The 14,331-nt window shown below is 67.6% G+C and carries 13 protein-coding genes; 5 read left to right on the top strand and 8 right to left on the bottom strand.

The genetic code is table 11. The annotated features are described in order from the left end of the window. Positions 1 to 22: 22 nt before the first annotated feature. Together NGB94_RS05515 and NGB94_RS05510 are read right to left on the bottom strand one after the other, a co-directional pair. On the bottom strand, positions 23 to 442 hold the full coding sequence (locus NGB94_RS05515) for a hypothetical protein (protein ID WP_325789609.1): 420 nt from the start codon (positions 440 to 442) through the stop codon (positions 23 to 25). A 21-nt stretch (positions 443 to 463) separates the two neighbouring features. Continuing rightward, positions 464 to 760, bottom strand: coding sequence for a DUF503 domain-containing protein (locus tag NGB94_RS05510; RefSeq protein WP_325789608.1), 297 nt, complete (start codon positions 758 to 760; stop codon positions 464 to 466). Between the two features lie 172 nt (positions 761 to 932). Between NGB94_RS05510 and NGB94_RS05505 the strand changes: the two genes are divergently transcribed. Further along, positions 933 to 1,685 carry a cytochrome c oxidase assembly protein gene (locus tag NGB94_RS05505; protein WP_325789607.1) on the top strand — a complete coding sequence of 251 codons (753 nt, stop codon included), beginning with the start codon at positions 933 to 935 and terminating at the stop codon, positions 1,683 to 1,685. 6 nt (positions 1,686 to 1,691) lie between these two features. Here the strand turns inward: NGB94_RS05505 and NGB94_RS05500 are convergent, their stop codons facing one another. Continuing rightward, entirely contained in the window at positions 1,692 to 3,176 is a 1,485-nt protein-coding gene (locus NGB94_RS05500; protein WP_325789606.1) for a CoA-acylating methylmalonate-semialdehyde dehydrogenase, read from the bottom strand. Between the two features lie 25 nt (positions 3,177 to 3,201). Beyond that, positions 3,202 to 4,209 (bottom strand): 3-hydroxyisobutyrate dehydrogenase, encoded by a 1,008-nt coding sequence (mmsB, locus tag NGB94_RS05495; RefSeq protein ID WP_325789763.1) that lies wholly within the window; start codon positions 4,207 to 4,209, stop codon positions 3,202 to 3,204. A gap of 85 nt (positions 4,210 to 4,294) precedes the next feature. On the opposite strand from mmsB, the gene NGB94_RS05490 reads away from it, so the two are divergent. Next, complete coding sequence (locus NGB94_RS05490) at positions 4,295 to 5,203, top strand: LysR family transcriptional regulator (RefSeq protein WP_325789605.1); 909 nt, start codon at positions 4,295 to 4,297, stop codon at positions 5,201 to 5,203. Positions 5,204 to 5,241: 38 nt separating this feature from the next. On the opposite strand, the gene NGB94_RS05485 is transcribed toward NGB94_RS05490, so the two are convergent. After that, positions 5,242 to 6,651, bottom strand: a complete 1,410-nt coding sequence (locus NGB94_RS05485; RefSeq protein WP_325789604.1) for an MFS transporter — start codon at positions 6,649 to 6,651, stop codon at positions 5,242 to 5,244. A 249-nt stretch (positions 6,652 to 6,900) separates the two neighbouring features. Here NGB94_RS05485 and NGB94_RS05480 point away from each other — a divergent pair, with 249 nt between their 5' ends. The 3 genes from NGB94_RS05480 to NGB94_RS05470 are packed head-to-tail and all read left to right on the top strand — an operon-like array spanning position 6,901 to position 9,987. After that, complete coding sequence (locus NGB94_RS05480) at positions 6,901 to 8,091, top strand: type III polyketide synthase (RefSeq protein WP_325789603.1); 1,191 nt, start codon at positions 6,901 to 6,903, stop codon at positions 8,089 to 8,091. A gap of 4 nt (positions 8,092 to 8,095) precedes the next feature. Beyond that, positions 8,096 to 8,845 (top strand): methyltransferase domain-containing protein, encoded by a 750-nt coding sequence (locus NGB94_RS05475; protein WP_325789602.1) that lies wholly within the window; start codon positions 8,096 to 8,098, stop codon positions 8,843 to 8,845. Further along, on the top strand, positions 8,842 to 9,987 hold the full coding sequence (locus tag NGB94_RS05470) for an NAD(P)/FAD-dependent oxidoreductase (RefSeq protein ID WP_325789601.1): 1,146 nt from the start codon (positions 8,842 to 8,844) through the stop codon (positions 9,985 to 9,987). The genes NGB94_RS05475 and NGB94_RS05470 overlap by 4 nt, the downstream gene beginning before the upstream one ends. 5 nt (positions 9,988 to 9,992) lie before the next feature. Here NGB94_RS05470 and NGB94_RS05465 read toward each other — a convergent pair whose 3' ends face one another. The 3 genes from NGB94_RS05465 to speB form a co-directional block, all read right to left on the bottom strand. Further along, positions 9,993 to 11,573: a Na+/H+ antiporter gene (locus NGB94_RS05465; protein WP_325789600.1), complete on the bottom strand. Its 1,581-nt coding sequence runs from the start codon at positions 11,571 to 11,573 to the stop codon at positions 9,993 to 9,995. A gap of 110 nt (positions 11,574 to 11,683) precedes the next feature. Beyond that, entirely contained in the window at positions 11,684 to 13,336 is a 1,653-nt protein-coding gene (locus tag NGB94_RS05460) for a thiamine pyrophosphate-binding protein (protein ID WP_325789599.1), read from the bottom strand. Then, entirely contained in the window at positions 13,333 to 14,304 is a 972-nt protein-coding gene (gene speB, locus NGB94_RS05455) for an agmatinase (RefSeq protein ID WP_325789598.1), read from the bottom strand. The genes NGB94_RS05460 and speB overlap by 4 nt, the downstream gene beginning before the upstream one ends. Positions 14,305 to 14,331: the final 27 nt, after the last annotated feature.

The raw sequence follows: 14,331 nt of genomic DNA, 5'->3' as shown, positions 1-14,331 counted from the left end.
GACCCCACCTGCCGCACCCGCATCATTGCGCGGGAAATGCGGTCGCGGAGGATGCCCGGGCACGCGGCGGCGGGCGGAGAATCACAAAAAGCGGAACTGCCAGGCAGAGGGCAAACAGAAGGTCCCCTCCTCCCCAGGTGTCCGTGAGCGCTGAATGCGCCAGCGTTAGGCCGAGCATCAGCAGGACCGAAAACGCTGCGTAGAACCGCGTCCGCCGGCGCCGGTTCCACCACCCTGCCAGTCCGCCGCCCTGGCTGCCCCCGGCAGGGACGGCCACGCCCGGCCCGCCGCGGCCCAGGGCAGCAGCAACCGACAGCGCCAGCAGGATTCCGGTCACTATGCCCACCGGGAGCAGCTGACCGGTGATGAGCACCCAAAGCCCGGCGATTACCGGCAGCACCACGAAAAACAGCACCCGTCCGGAACGCTTCCCCAGGTCCATAACCCCCCCCTCCCGATTCCACTATTCGTCGTCGCTGCTCAGCACCCGCCTGCGGGTGCTGAGCAGCTGCACCTCGGGCCGGTAGGCAACCAGCCGTTCAGCGCTGTCCAGGACTTCGACCACGTGCGCACGGTCCGCAGCCACTATGCCAATGCCTACCTCCGCCCGCCGGTGCAGTTCCAGCTGGCCCGTCTCGGCAGCGGAGACGGCAAACTTCCGGGCCAGCTCCGCTACCAGCGGCCGCACCAGTGAGCGCTTCTGCTTGAGCGAATGAACGTCATCAAGCAGCAGGTCGAATTCGAGGGTCCCCGTCCACATGTTTCCCATCCTTGCCGGGGAATGGGATCTGTCAACGTCCGCGTTGGCAGCCGGGGGTTCAGCGGGGACCAGCGTGGTGTTACGTTCGAAAACATGACGCCGTCCCAGACAGTGCGTTTCCTTCGAGTCCCTTCCCAGTCGATAGCGCCACCGATCGAACCGGCGGCACCGCATGCATAACCACGGCGACTTCCCGGCAGAGTCCCTCTTCCTGATTCCCGCCGTCGCAGCGGCCGCGGCGTACTGGGCGGGGACCGTGTCAGGGAAGTCCGGGGCATGGCCCTACCGGCGGCTGGCGTTCTTCCTGGCCGGAGTGCTGGCCGTGCTGCTGACGGTCCTGGAACCGCTTTCGGGCTGGGCGCACCAGGACTTCGGTGCCCTGGCCCTCTCCCACGTCCTGGCCGGGATGGCCGGGCCGGCGCTGCTGGTCCTCGCCCATCCCGTGGAACTGGCGCTGCGGACTTTGGATTCCGTCCCGGCAGCCCGGCTGCGACGGACCGTCAACTCGCCCGGAGCCCGTTTCCTGGTCCACCCGGTAACCGCCACAGTGCTGGTGGCAGCCGGCATGTGGGCCATGTTCCACACCCCGCTGCTTCCGGCGATGCAGCAGTCCATGCCGGTGCACTGGCTGGTGACGGCTTACCTGGTAACAACGGGCTGCCTGTTCACTGCCGCTGTCCTGGATTGTGGGCCGGTGCCGCACAGTTTGCGGCTGCGGGCAGGGGCGCTGGCGGCCGCGGCAGCGGTGCACGCCGGCTCCGCCGCCTGGCTGCTGGTCTTTCCGCCCGCGGGTTCCGGCAGCATCCAGCCCGGAGCGCTGGTACTTCTGGGCTCCGGGCTGGCCGTCCAGACTGTCCTGGCGCTGATCATGCTGGGGCAGCAGCGGGGCACGGCCCGGCTGCTGCCCTCGGCATACGGAGCATAGGAACGCCTAGAGGACCTGCGGGAAACCCAGGTCGATTTCCGACGTCGCAGGGTCCGGCCAGCGGGTGGTCACCACTTTGCCGCGGGTGTAGAAGCGGATCGAATCCGGTCCGTACATATGGGTGTCGCCGAAAAGCGAATCCTTCCAGCCGCCGAAGGAGAAGGACCCGACGGGAACCGGAATGGGCACGTTGACGCCCACCATGCCCGCCTCCACGTCGAACTCGAAGGCCCGGGCGGCACCGCCGTCGCGCGTGAAGATCGCGGTGCCGTTGCCGTACTGGTTCTCGTTGACCAGCTGCACGGCGTCGGCGTAGGTCTCAACCCGGACCACCGAGAGGACGGGGCCAAAGATCTCGTCATCGTAGGCCTTCATGCCCGGCTTCACGTGATCCAGCAGGCTGACGCCCAGGAAGAATCCGTCGCCGTCGAACGCCGTTTCCCGGCCGTCCACCACCACAGTGGCGCCCTCATCGGCAGCACCCGCGACGTAGGAGGCCACCTTGTCCCGATGCTCGGCGGTAATCAGCGGACCCATCTGGGAGGACGGGTCGGTGCCCGGTCCGATCAACAGGCCCGCCATCCGCGAGCGCACGGCCTCAACCAGGTCGTCGGCGATCGAGCCCACGGCCACCAGCACGCTCACGGCCATGCACCGCTCCCCCGCGGACCCGTACGCTGCCGAGACCGCGGCGTCCGCTGCCATGTCCAGATCGGCGTCGGGCAGCACCACCATGTGGTTCTTCGCCCCGCCCAGTGCCTGGACCCGCTTGCCGTGTTCGGCTGCCCGCCGGTAGATGGTGCGGGCAATCGGGGTGGATCCGACGAAGCTGACTGCCTTCACGCCGGGATTCTCCAGCAGCACGTCCACGGCTTCCTTGTCCCCGTGCACCACGTTGAGCACCCCGTCCGGCAGGCCTGCTTCGGCGAACAGCTCAGCGATGAACACCGACGCGGAGGGGTCCTTTTCACTGGGCTTCAGCAGGACGGTATTGCCACAGGCCAGGGCGCTGCCGATCATCCACAGCGGCACCATGGCCGGGAAGTTGAACGGGGTGATGCAGGCGACGACGCCCACCGGCTGGCGGATGGAATGGACGTCGACGCCGGAAGCCACCTGCTCCGAGCGCTCACCCTTCAGGCTCAGGGCAAGGGCAGAGGCGAATTCGATGTTCTCCAGGCCGCGGGTGATCTCTCCCTCCGCGTCGGAGAGGACCTTGCCGTGTTCGCTGGTGAGGATTGCGGCGAGCTCGGCCTTGCGCTCGGTCAGGAGCTCACGGACCTTGAAGAAGATGGCCGTACGGCGTGCCAGCGAGGTGGCCCGCCAGGCGGGAAGTGCTTCCTGCGCTGCCTGGATGGCTTCTTCGACGCGGGCTGCGGAGGCGAGCGCCACTTCTTTCTCCTGGGCGCCGGTCGCGGGGTTGAAGACCGGCCCGTACCGCTCAGCTTCGGGAACCGGCTTGCCGTTGATGATGTGCGGAATGCGCTGCATGGGATCTCGATTCGTTTCGGCGCCGCTACGGCGCGGGGACCTGGTCCTGGGATTCGGCCAGCGAGCCGTCCACCAGTTTCACGATCATGGAGCAGTCCTTGCCGGCGTGGCCGGCGTCGATCAGCCGGGCGAACAGCTGCTGGACGTGCTCGCCGATTTCCAGCGGGGTGCCGGTGTCTGCGGCTGCGGCGATGGCCAGGTTGATGTCCTTGTTCGCCAGCTCGGTGGTGAAGGTCGGTTCAAAGTCATTGTTCGACGCCGCAGTCTGGACCACGCCGGGCACCGGGTACCAGGTGCGCAGGGCCCAGCTGTCCCCGGAGGAGACGGAGGCGATGTCCCAGAACACCTGCTTGTCCAGTCCCAGCCGGTCAGCCAGGACCGCCCCTTCCGCTGTTGCGGCGAGGTTGATGAAGAGCATGAGGTTGTTGCAGATCTTCGCTGCCTGGCCGGTGGTGGGCCCACCCGTGGGAATCACGTTCCCTGCCATGGGCTCAATGAACCCGGCGGCGTCGGCCACGGCATCCGCAGCGCCGCCCACCATGAACGTGAGCGTTCCGGCCTGCGCACCGCTCATCCCGCCCGAGACCGGGGCGTCCACGAACCGGAAGCCGGCGGCAGCGGCGGCGTCGTGCAGTGCCTGCGCGGATTCGACGTCGATCGTGGAGGAGTCGACCAGCAGCGTGCCCGTGGAGGCGCTGGCCAGGACACCGTCCGGTTCAAGGTACACCGCACGCGAATGCTCGCCCTTGGGAAGCATCGTAAACACAACGTCCGCTCCGGCCACCGCCTCGGCGATGCTGCCCACGGCCTGCACCCCTGCTGCTTCCGCCGTGGCCACGGCCCGCGGGCTGAGGTCAAAACCGCGTACGTTGTGACCGGCCTTCACCAGGTTCGCAGCCATGGGCGCCCCCATGTTGCCCAGTCCAATCCATCCCACTTCCGCCATCGCTAAGCTCCTTTGCCTAGTTGTGCTGCCTGAGTTGTGCGTGCTGTTTTGTACTGCGCAGCTGCCGCGAGTCCGCCGCGGAACCAGCGTGGCACCGCGCTAGAGTGCGTTCAAGACCAGAATCCACAGACCCCATGTGCACCCGTGCACAACGCGGAGAGGAGGAACGGCCGTGGACACCGCCAGCCGCCTGCCCAGCCCTGACGACCTGCTGATCCTGCTCACCGTGGCCCGGCTCGGACGTTTCACCGCCGTCGCCGAAACCCTGGGCACCACCCACACGACTATTTCCCGGCGGATCATCGCACTGGAGAAACAGCTCGGCGGCCGGACGCTGGCCCGGACCCCGCGCGGCTGGGAGCTCACGGCCCTGGGAGCCCAGGCGGTCCGGGCAGCCGAATCCATTGAGGAAAGCCTTGGCGCCCTGCGCTGCGCGCTGGCAGAGGACGCTGATCCGCTGGCCGGCGTGGTGCGGATCAGCACCGTGGACGGACTGGGAGCCGAAGTCGTCACGCCGGCACTGGTCAAGCTGCAGGCGTCGCACCCGAACATCAGCGTTGAAATGTTTTCCGCAACCCGCAAGGTCAGCCAGAACCGCTCCGGCGTGGACCTGGAGGTGGTGGTGGGCCACACCGATGTCCGCACCGCCCAGGCGATCCTGCTGGGCCACTACGTGCTGCGCCTGTATGCAGCGGAAGGCTACCTGCGGCGCCACGGCACTCCGAACGTCCCGGCCGACCTCGCCCAGCACTGCTTTGTCTCCTACGTTGAATCCGCCCTGCTGGTCGAGGAACTCGGCCACCGCTCCACCGGGCTCCCGGACCCGCGGTCAAGCTTCCAGGCGACCAGCATTTTCGCCCAGGTGGAAGCGGTCCGGAGGGAGGCCGGCATCGGCCTGCTGCCCAACTTCATGGTGGCCGGACGCGAAGGTTTTGTTCCGGTCCTCGCTGATTCATTTGAACGCCGGCTGCCTATCTGGGCGGTGGCCCGCCCGGAAGCACTGCGTTCTGCCCGCGTCCAGGCCGTCATTGAGGCCATCCACACTGAATCCGCCGCCCGCCGGGAGCACCTGGACTTCTGACGGGCAGCGGCTTCAGCAGTGCCGTTCCTTCCGCCGGGTTAGTTCTCCACGGCGGACTGGCTGCGCTTCTCCCCGGCAGCCTTTGAGGCAGCCAGCAGGTCTGCGGTTCCCTGCGCATCCGCGGCATCGACGTCCTGAAGCGAAATGCCGTTCGTCTCCCGCAGCAGCAGCACCGAGATGGCGGTGATGATGCAGGCGCCCAGCAGGTACAGGGCCACCGGGGTGGACGAATCGAATTCCTCCAGCAGCGACGTCGCAATAATCGGGGCCAGCGAGCCGGCCACGATCGAGGTCACCTGGTAGCCCAGGGAAACCCCGGAGTACCGCATGCGGGTGGGGAACATTTCAGCCATGATGGACGGCTGCCCCGCGTACATCAGTGCGTGGAACAACAGGCCGATCGTCACCGCGGCCAGGATCATCAGGTCATTCGCGGTGTCCATCATCGGGAAGGCGAAGAAGCCCCAGGTTGCGCCAAGGACGGCGCCTGCCATGTACACGGGCCGCCGGCCCAGGGCATCGGAGAGCTTTCCGGCAACCGGAACCGCGCAGAAGTGGATGAAGTGTGCCACGAGCAGCAGGAGCAGTATTCGGGATGTGTCGGTTTCCACCACGATACGCAGGTACGTGATGGAGAACGTGACCACCAGGTAGTACAGGATGTTCTCCGCGAAGCGCAGGCCCATGGCGGTGAAGACGCCGCGCGGGTAGCGGCGGAAAACCTCCGCCACGCCGTAGCCCTTGGCTTCCTGCTCCACCTCTTTCTGCGCCTCCAGGAAGATCGGCGCGTCGGAGACCTTGGTGCGGATGTAGTAGCCCACCAGCACGATCACGGCTGAAAGCCAGAAAGCCACCCGCCAGCCCCAGCCCAGGAACGCGTCCTCGCTGAGCGTGGCGGAGAGGACAAACAGGACGCCGGTCGCCAGCAGGTTGCCCATGGGAACGGCGGACTGCGGCCAGCTGGACCAGAAGCCGCGGGACTTGTTGGGGCTGTGCTCGGCCACCAGCAGCACGGCACCGCCCCATTCACCGCCCACGGCGAAGCCCTGGATGAACCGCAGCGCCACCAGCATGGCCGGAGCCCAGTAGCCGATGGAGTCGAAGCCCGGCAGGCAGCCCATCAGGAAGGTTGAAACACCCACCAGGATGATGCTCAGCTGCAGCAGCTTCTTGCGCCCGAACTTGTCCCCGAAGTGGCCAAAGACGATTCCGCCCACGGGCCGGGCGACAAAGCCGACGGCGTAGGTCACGAAGGCGGCGATGATGCCGTCCAGTTCCGTGTTGGCGTTGGGAAAGAACAGGCGGGCAAAGACCAGTGTCGATGCCGCGGCGTAGAGGAAGAATTCGTACCACTCCACGACCGTGCCGGCCATGGACGCCACAACAACCTTGCGCAGGCCTTCCGGTGCCTTCTGGCGTCCGGCCCGCCTGGGAATATCAGTGCTCATCCACTTCTCCTTTGGTGTCCTCGTTGACACTGCAGCCTCCGCCGGGCGCAGGGCACCTCAGCGGAGTAAGCAAGAGTATGGTGCTCGCCGGGCTGCGTGCTCAACGGCGAATACCGCATGGCGTATCTGCACAAATGCACAGCCCCTTCAGGTCAAGGTGCGGGAAAGGGGTCCCCGGAGGCCGGGGATGCGCGGGGCCCGCCGCGCCGGAGCATTGTGCGCTGAAGGTAGCTCACCTAACAATGGAGGATGACAGTTACGCTCAGATCACTGGAAACTGCTGTCCCTTCTACTGTCCTGGTGCAGGACCAGGTCCGCGATGTTTTTGCCGCACAGCCCGGGCTGACCCGCCTGGGCACCCGGCTTGTGAACACCTGTTTCAATTCAGCCGCCATCGACACCCGGCGCACTGCGCTGGAGGAACTCACGCTCGCCTCCACGGCGGAGAACCCTCAGTTCTTCGACCCGCAGACCGGCCTGCTGCTGATGCCTTCCACCAAGACGCGCAATGACATTTTTGCCACCGAGGCCACCAAGCTCTTTCTTGAAGCAGGCCGGAAAGCGGTGGAGAACTGCCCGGGCATCAGCCCCGAAGACATTACGCACGTCATTACGGTCTCCTGCACCGGGTTCTTCAATCCCGGGCCGGACTACAAACTGGTCCGTGCCCTGGGCCTGAACCCGTCCGTGCAGCGCTATCACCTGGGATTCATGGGCTGCTACGCGGCCTTCCCCGCCATGCGCGCCGCCAAGTCCTTCTGCGACGCCGACCCCGGCGCCGTCGTGCTGGTGGTCAGTGCCGAGCTGTGCTCACTCCACGTCCGTTCCTCCAATGACCCGGACATCATCATGGGGTCCTCGCTCTTCGCTGACGGGGCCGCCGCAGCAGTGATCACCGCGCGCGCTCTCCCCGGGGACAGTCCGGCGATCGTGCTGGACCACTTCGAAACCACGCTCACCCCGGTCGGCGAGGAGTCGATGGCCTGGAACATCGGAGACCACGGGTTCGAAATGGTGCTGGGCACCTACGTCCCGCACATCATCGACGACCACATCGTCGGTGCCCTGGAACCGCTGCTCGCCCGGGATCCGTCCCTGGCCGGGCTGGCATACAACGACATTGAGCACTGGGCCATCCATCCCGGCGGGCGCAGCATCCTGGACAAGGTGGAAGCCAAACTGGAGCTCAGCGAAGAGCAGCTGGTTCCCGCCCGCGAAACCCTGCGCAACTTCGGCAACATGAGCTCGGCCACGGTGATGTTCGTGCTGAAGAACATCCTGGAACAGCCCTTCTCCGGCGGCAACGAGCGGATCTGCTCCATGGCGTTCGGACCCGGGCTGACCGTTGAAACCGGGCTGTTCACCCGGGTTCCCGCAACCGGCGCCGCCGCAGCGGCAGATGCGCTGGCGGCGGAACCGGTTCCTGCCGCCGTCGGATAGCGCGGTGAGCCTGCTGGATACAGACGCTCCCCCGTTCCTGCCCCCGGACCTCAGCCGGCGTGCAGTGGACGCGGTGGAACAGATGGACCGCCCGGACTGCGACCCCGTCCTCCTGGAACGAACCTACGCGCAGTTCCCGCTGATCAACGCCGTGGTCTCCGGCTGGCGCCGGAACTACCGGCAGTTCGTGCGGCCGGTCCTGGCCGCGCAGGGCGGCGGAACGGTACTGGACATCGGAGCCGGCGGCGGGGACCTGGCCCGTGCCCTGGCGCGCTGGGCCCGCCGGGACGGCCTGGCCGTCCAGGTCACCGGCATCGATCCCGATCCGCGGGCCCATGCCTATGCTTCCGGCCGTCCGGCTCCCGCGGGATGCAGCTTCCGGGCGGCGCTGAGCTCGGAGCTGGTGGCCGAAGGCGCGGTGTTCGACGTGGTGGTCTCCAACCATGTGCTGCACCATCTGGACGCGGCTGCGTTCCGGGGCATCCTGGCGGACTCGGAAAAGCTGGCCGGATCACTTGCCCTGCACAGCGATATTGAGCGCAGCCCGTGGGCCTACGGGCTTTTCTCCGCCGGCACGCTGCCCTTCTTCCATGGGTCCTTCATCCGCCGGGACGGTCTGACGTCGATCCGGCGCAGCTACACCGCGGCGGAGTTCAGGGCTGCGGCGCCGGCCGGCTGGGAAGCGCTGCGCCGGCACCCGTGGCAGAACCTGCTGCTGTACCGGGCACCCGGGACGCCCCGGAGTGCACGATGAACCCTGCCGACGTCGACGTCGCGGTGGTGGGCGGCGGCCCCGTGGGCCTGGCCCTGGCGATCCTGGCGCTGCAGGACGGCCTGCGGGTGCGGGTCCTGGAAGCCCGGACGGAGCGCAGCTCCCACTCCCGGGCCATCGGAATCCATCCGCCGGGCATGGCCGCCCTGGAGGCGGCCGGAGTCAGTGGGCAGCTTGCTGCCGAGGGCGTGCAGATCCGCACCGGATCCGCCCGCACCCGGGACACCGAGCTGGTTTCCATCAGCTTCGCCAAAACCTCCACCGCCTACCCGTACGTGCTGGCGCTTCCGCAGGAACGCACCGAAACCGTGCTCGAGGCGCGCCTGCGCGAACTCGACCCGTCCGCGCTGCAGCGCGGACACCGGATTACCTCGCTGCACGACGACGGCACCGGAGTGTCCCTCGCCGGGACGCACGCCGGCGGTGACTTCTCCCTCCGAGCTTCCTGGGTGGTGGCAGCCGACGGCGCCCGCTCAGCCGTCCGGAACCTGCTGGGTATCCGGGCCGCCGGCACACTCCTGCGCGATTCGTATCTGATGGGCGACTTTCCGGACAACACCGGGGACGGCCCCGTAGGGGTGCTGTACCTGGAACCCGAAGGAATCGTTGAGTCCTTTCCGCTGCCCGGCGGCAAGCGCCGCTGGGTAGCGCACACCCGGACACTGCATGCCGACGCCGATGCCAAGGACCTGGCGCGGATCGTGGCTGCACGCACCGGCCGGACCCCGGACGCCGCTGCCAGCACCATGCTCAGCGCCTTTCCGGTCCGCACGACTGCCTTGAAGCAGCTGGTCCATGGACGCACCGTGCTGATCGGCGACGCCGCGCATGAGGTCAGCCCGATCGGCGGCCAGGGCATGACGCTGGGCTGGGTCGACGCCGCTGAGCTGGCCCCGCTGCTGGCCGCCGCAGTGCGCGGAGCGGACGTGGGGCCGCAGCTGGCTGCCTTCGACCGCCGCCGCCGGCGTGCCGCCGTCGTGGCCTCCGCCCAGGCCCGGCTGAACATGGTCCTGGGGCGTCCGCTGCCGGGCCCGGCAATGCGGGTCCGGAACACGGTGCTGGCCCGGCTTTTCCGCTGGCGCACGCTCAGCGACGGCGTGGCCCGCCGGTTCACCATGCAGTAGCGGAATCAGCGCGTGTTCTGGTCCAGGGTCACGGTGCGCAGGTCCAGGCGGCGCAGCACCCGGTCCACCGCCTCCGGGTCCATGCCCGACTGCCTCCGGGCCGCCAGGACTTCCTTCCGCGCTGCCGCCAGGGCCTCGCGCTGGACCGTGTCCATGACTTCCAGGGTGGCCTTGAGCTGCAGCATCTTCTGCGGATCGGACTCCGAGTCACGTTCCAGGATGGAGTGCAGGGAGGACATCCGGCGGGCCAGTGCCGCCCGCCGTTCCGGCGGCAGCTTCTCGGCCGCACGGGACCGTTTCATGGTTTCCATGGCCACCCGTTCGGCACGTCGTGCCAGTTCACGCTCCTGCTTGGCGACGGCGCCGTGGTCGCTGGGCAGCTTGAGCCGGCGCATCAGCGACGGCAGGGTCAGGCCCGGCAGCACCAGCGTGACCAGCAGGACTGCTCCTGCACAGACGATCATGAAGTTCCGGCCCGGAAGCTCGTCCCCGGCCAGCGTCGTGGCGGGCAAGGCGAGGGCGAGGGCCAGGGTGGCCAGGCCGCGCATGCCGCACCAGGTCAGGACCAGGACTTCCTTCAGGGAGCCGGGTACGCGGTTGCGCCGTTCGGTGCCGCCGAACCGGTACAGTCCGTACATCCACAGGAAGCGCACCAGGACCACGGCGGCGCAGACCGCGGCAACACCGGGAATGAAGCTGAAGATCTCGCGGCCCTCGTCCTCTATGACGTACCGCATTTCAATGCCGACCAGGCCAAAGGCGACGCCGGTGGTGAGCAGCTCCACCACCTCCCAGAACGCGGTGCGCGTCAGGCGCTCCTCGGAGTCCTGCGGGCGCGCCCGGCGGCCAAGTTCCAGGGCGGTCACCACGACGGCGACAACACCGGAGAAGTGCACCTCTTCCGCGAGGATATACACGGCATAGGGAGCCACCAGGGTGACGGCCGAACGGGCCACGAGGTTCGGGACGAAGCGGTTCAGGGTACCCACCAGCCAGCCCATGGCCAGGCCCAGCACCACGGCTCCGGCAGCTCCAATCAGGAAACTCGGGACGATTGACCAGCCGACCTCCCCTCCGCTGACGGCGGCGCCCACGGCAGCCTGGAAGATCACGATGGCGATCGCGTCGTTGAACAGGCCTTCGGTCTGCAGCACGGTAATCAGCCGGCGGGGCATGTTGACCTTGCCGGCCACCGCTTCCACGGCCACGGGGTCCGGCGGTGCAACGATGGCGCCCAGGGCTATCGCCGCGGGCAGGCCCAGCGCCGGAACGATCGCCCAGGCTACGCCGGCCACTACCCCAACGGTGACCGCGACCAGCGCCACCGCCAGCAGCACCAGCGAGCGCCAGCGGAGCCGGAAGACGGACCACGAGCTGCGCTGGGCCGCGGCGTAGAGCAGCGGCGGCAGGAACAGCGGAAGGATGAGCTCCGGATCAATGTGGATTTCCGGGATCATCGGCAGGAAGGCGAAGAGCGCCGAGAAGATGAGCATCAGCACCGGATACGGGAGCCGCACCCGCTCGCCGATCCCCACCACCAGAACCGTGCCGAACAGCAGGCCGATCAGCAGAATCAGGAAATCCATTGGTTCCGCCCTCTTTCCGCGGCACCGCAGCTTTCAGTAGCCTCCACCGATGACCTCCCTTAGTTGCCTGAGGTAACTTTACCGCCGGCAACTGGGAGGTTTCCGGACGTTTAGCTATCCAGGTGTGTTGGCGCGAACAGCCTCAGCAGCGTCTGGACCACCACGACATTCGGCCCTTCCTGTGCAAACGATTCTTCCAGTGCCTGCCGCACGCCGTCAGGATCAGTGCGCCGGGCCGGAACACCGAAGGATTCGGCGAGCTTCACGAAGTCGGGTCCGGCAAGCTCCGTGGCCGTAGCCTTGCCGAAAGCATCCACCATGTATTCGCGCAGGATTCCATAGCCGCCGTCGTCCACGATCAGCCAGGTAACCGGCAGGTCATGCTGGCGCGCGGTTGCAAGTTCGGCGATCGAGTACATCGCCGACCCGTCACCCGAGACAGCCAGGACACGTTCCCGGGTTCCCACCGCTCCGCCGAGGGCGCCGGGGTAGCCGTAGCCCAGCCCGCCTGCGCCCTGCGCAGAGTGGAACTGGCCGGACCTGGCGTCCCAGCAGCTCCAGGCCCAGTAGGCGGCGATGGTCATGTCCCAGTAGGTCTGCATGCCGGACGGCACGGCGGCCCGGATGTCTGCCATGAACTTCCGTTCCAGGCCGAGGTCCTGGTCATCCAGCCGTGCGGTGATCCGGGCCAGGGTAGCTGCCGTGACTTCCTCGGCAGTCTTCCCGCGCCAGTCCGGGACCCTTTCCGGCACGGGCAGTGCGGCGTCGAGCGCGGCCAGGGCCTGGCCGGCGTCGGCACGAATGCCCAGTGCCGGCCCGTTGGATTCAAGCACCCGGGGTTCGGCGTCGATCTGGATGATCCGCCCGCGCGGAGCGAAGGTGAAGTAGTTGGAAGTCACTTCGCCCAGTGACGAGCCAATGACCAGCAGGACGTCGGCGTCTTCCAGCAGGTCCGTTGCGTACCGGTCTTCCACCCAGGACTGCAGGGACAGCGGGTGCTCCCAGGGGAAGGCACCCTTGCCGCCGGGGGTGCAGATCACCGGCGCGTGGAGCTTTTCCGCGAGCGACAGCAGCGATTCTTCGGCCCGGCCGCGCCGGGTTCCGCCGCCGGCAATGACTGCCGGCCGCCTCGCCGCACCCAGCCACTTCACGGCTTCGGTGACGAGTTCGCTGCGCGGCGGGTTGTCGAACGGCTCGGCAAGCGCGTCTTCGACGGCCGGAACCATCACGGGAGCCAGCAGCACGTTCTGCGGCACCTCGACCCACACCGGCCCCATGGGCGCCGAGATCGCTTCGGTCCAGGCATCCTGGATGGCTGAAGGAATTCCGGACGCGTGCTGGATCAGGCGCTGGCTCTTGGTGACGTTGGCCGCGGACGCCTTCTGGTCATCGAGCTGGTGCAGCATTCCGCGCCGCCGGGCACCCAGACCCTCGATGGGGATCTGGCTGGCCACCACCACCATGGGTACTCCGGTGGCATAGGCCTCCTGCAGCCCGGCCAGCGCCGTCAGGGCGCCCGGCCCGGTGGAAAGGAACAGGACGCCGACCTTTCCGGTGGCGCGGGTAAAGCCGTCAGCCGCGAACGCCGCATTGTTCTCCACCCGGGAGGAAACGAACTCGAGTGTGGAACGGGAGAGCGCGTCGAACAGCCCCAGGGCGTGCTGCCCGGGGATGCCGAAGACCGTGGTGGCGCCCAGCGCTTCCAGGGTTTCGATTACCAGGTCCCCGCCGTTGCGCACTGCGGCCCCGGGTTCGGTGCTCATGCGTCCATTCCCATGAGCGTGATGAGGTCGTAGGCCACGTGGGAAGCAGCAACGGCGGTGATGTCCGCGTGGTCGTAGGCCGGGGCCACTTCCACCACGTCCGCGCCGATGAGGTTCATGCCGCGCATGCCGCGCAGGATCTCCAGCAGCTCGCGGCTGGTGATGCCGCCGGCTTCCGGGGTTCCGGTGCCCGGGGCGTGCGCGGGATCCAGCACGTCGATGTCCACGGAAATGTACAGCGGCCGGTTTCCGATCCGGTCCCGCAGCTTCGCGACGACTTCATCAACACCCTGCCGGAACACATCCGAGCTGGTCACGATGCCGAACCCGAAGCGGCGGTCATCTTCCAGGTCCTTCTTGCCGTACAGCGGCCCGCGGGTACCCACATGGGAAATGGCCTCTGTGTCCAGGATTCCTTCCTCCACCGCACGGCGGAACGGCGTGCCGTGGGTGTACTCGGCACCGAAGTAGGTGTCCCAGGTATCCAGGTGCGCATCGAAGTGCAGCATCGCCACCGGTTCGCCGGCACGCTCAGCGGCAGCACGCAGCAGCGGCAGGGCGATGGTGTGGTCCCCGCCCAGGGTCAGCAGCCGGGTTCCGCCTTCGGTCAGGTCCAGCGCACCGGCCTGGATGGTCTCAATGGCCTCGTTGATGTTGAACGGGTTCACCGCCAGGTCGCCTGCATCGGCGACCTGCAGGTTCGCGAACGGGGAGGTGTCCTGCGCCGGGTTGTACGGGCGCAGCAGCCGGGATGCCTCACGGATGTGGTTGCCGCCGAAGCGGGCGCCGGGACGGTAGGAGACGCCGGTGTCAAAGGGAACACCCACCACGGCGACGTCGGCACGCTCCACCTGGTCCAGCCGGGGAAGGCGCGCATAGGTGGCAGCCCCTGCGTAACGCGGAACCTGCGCGGCGTCGATCGGCCCTACTTTGCCGTTGGTGTTGATGCGCGGCTGGTTCTGGGACATATCCACTGTTGTGTTTCTCCGGTTTCG

Source organism: Arthrobacter koreensis (genome assembly GCF_035792275.1).
GTDB lineage: Bacteria > Actinomycetota > Actinomycetes > Actinomycetales > Micrococcaceae > Arthrobacter_B > Arthrobacter_B koreensis_A.
Note: the sequence above shows the minus strand (reverse complement) of the source record. Positions and strands in the feature narration are given on the sequence as shown.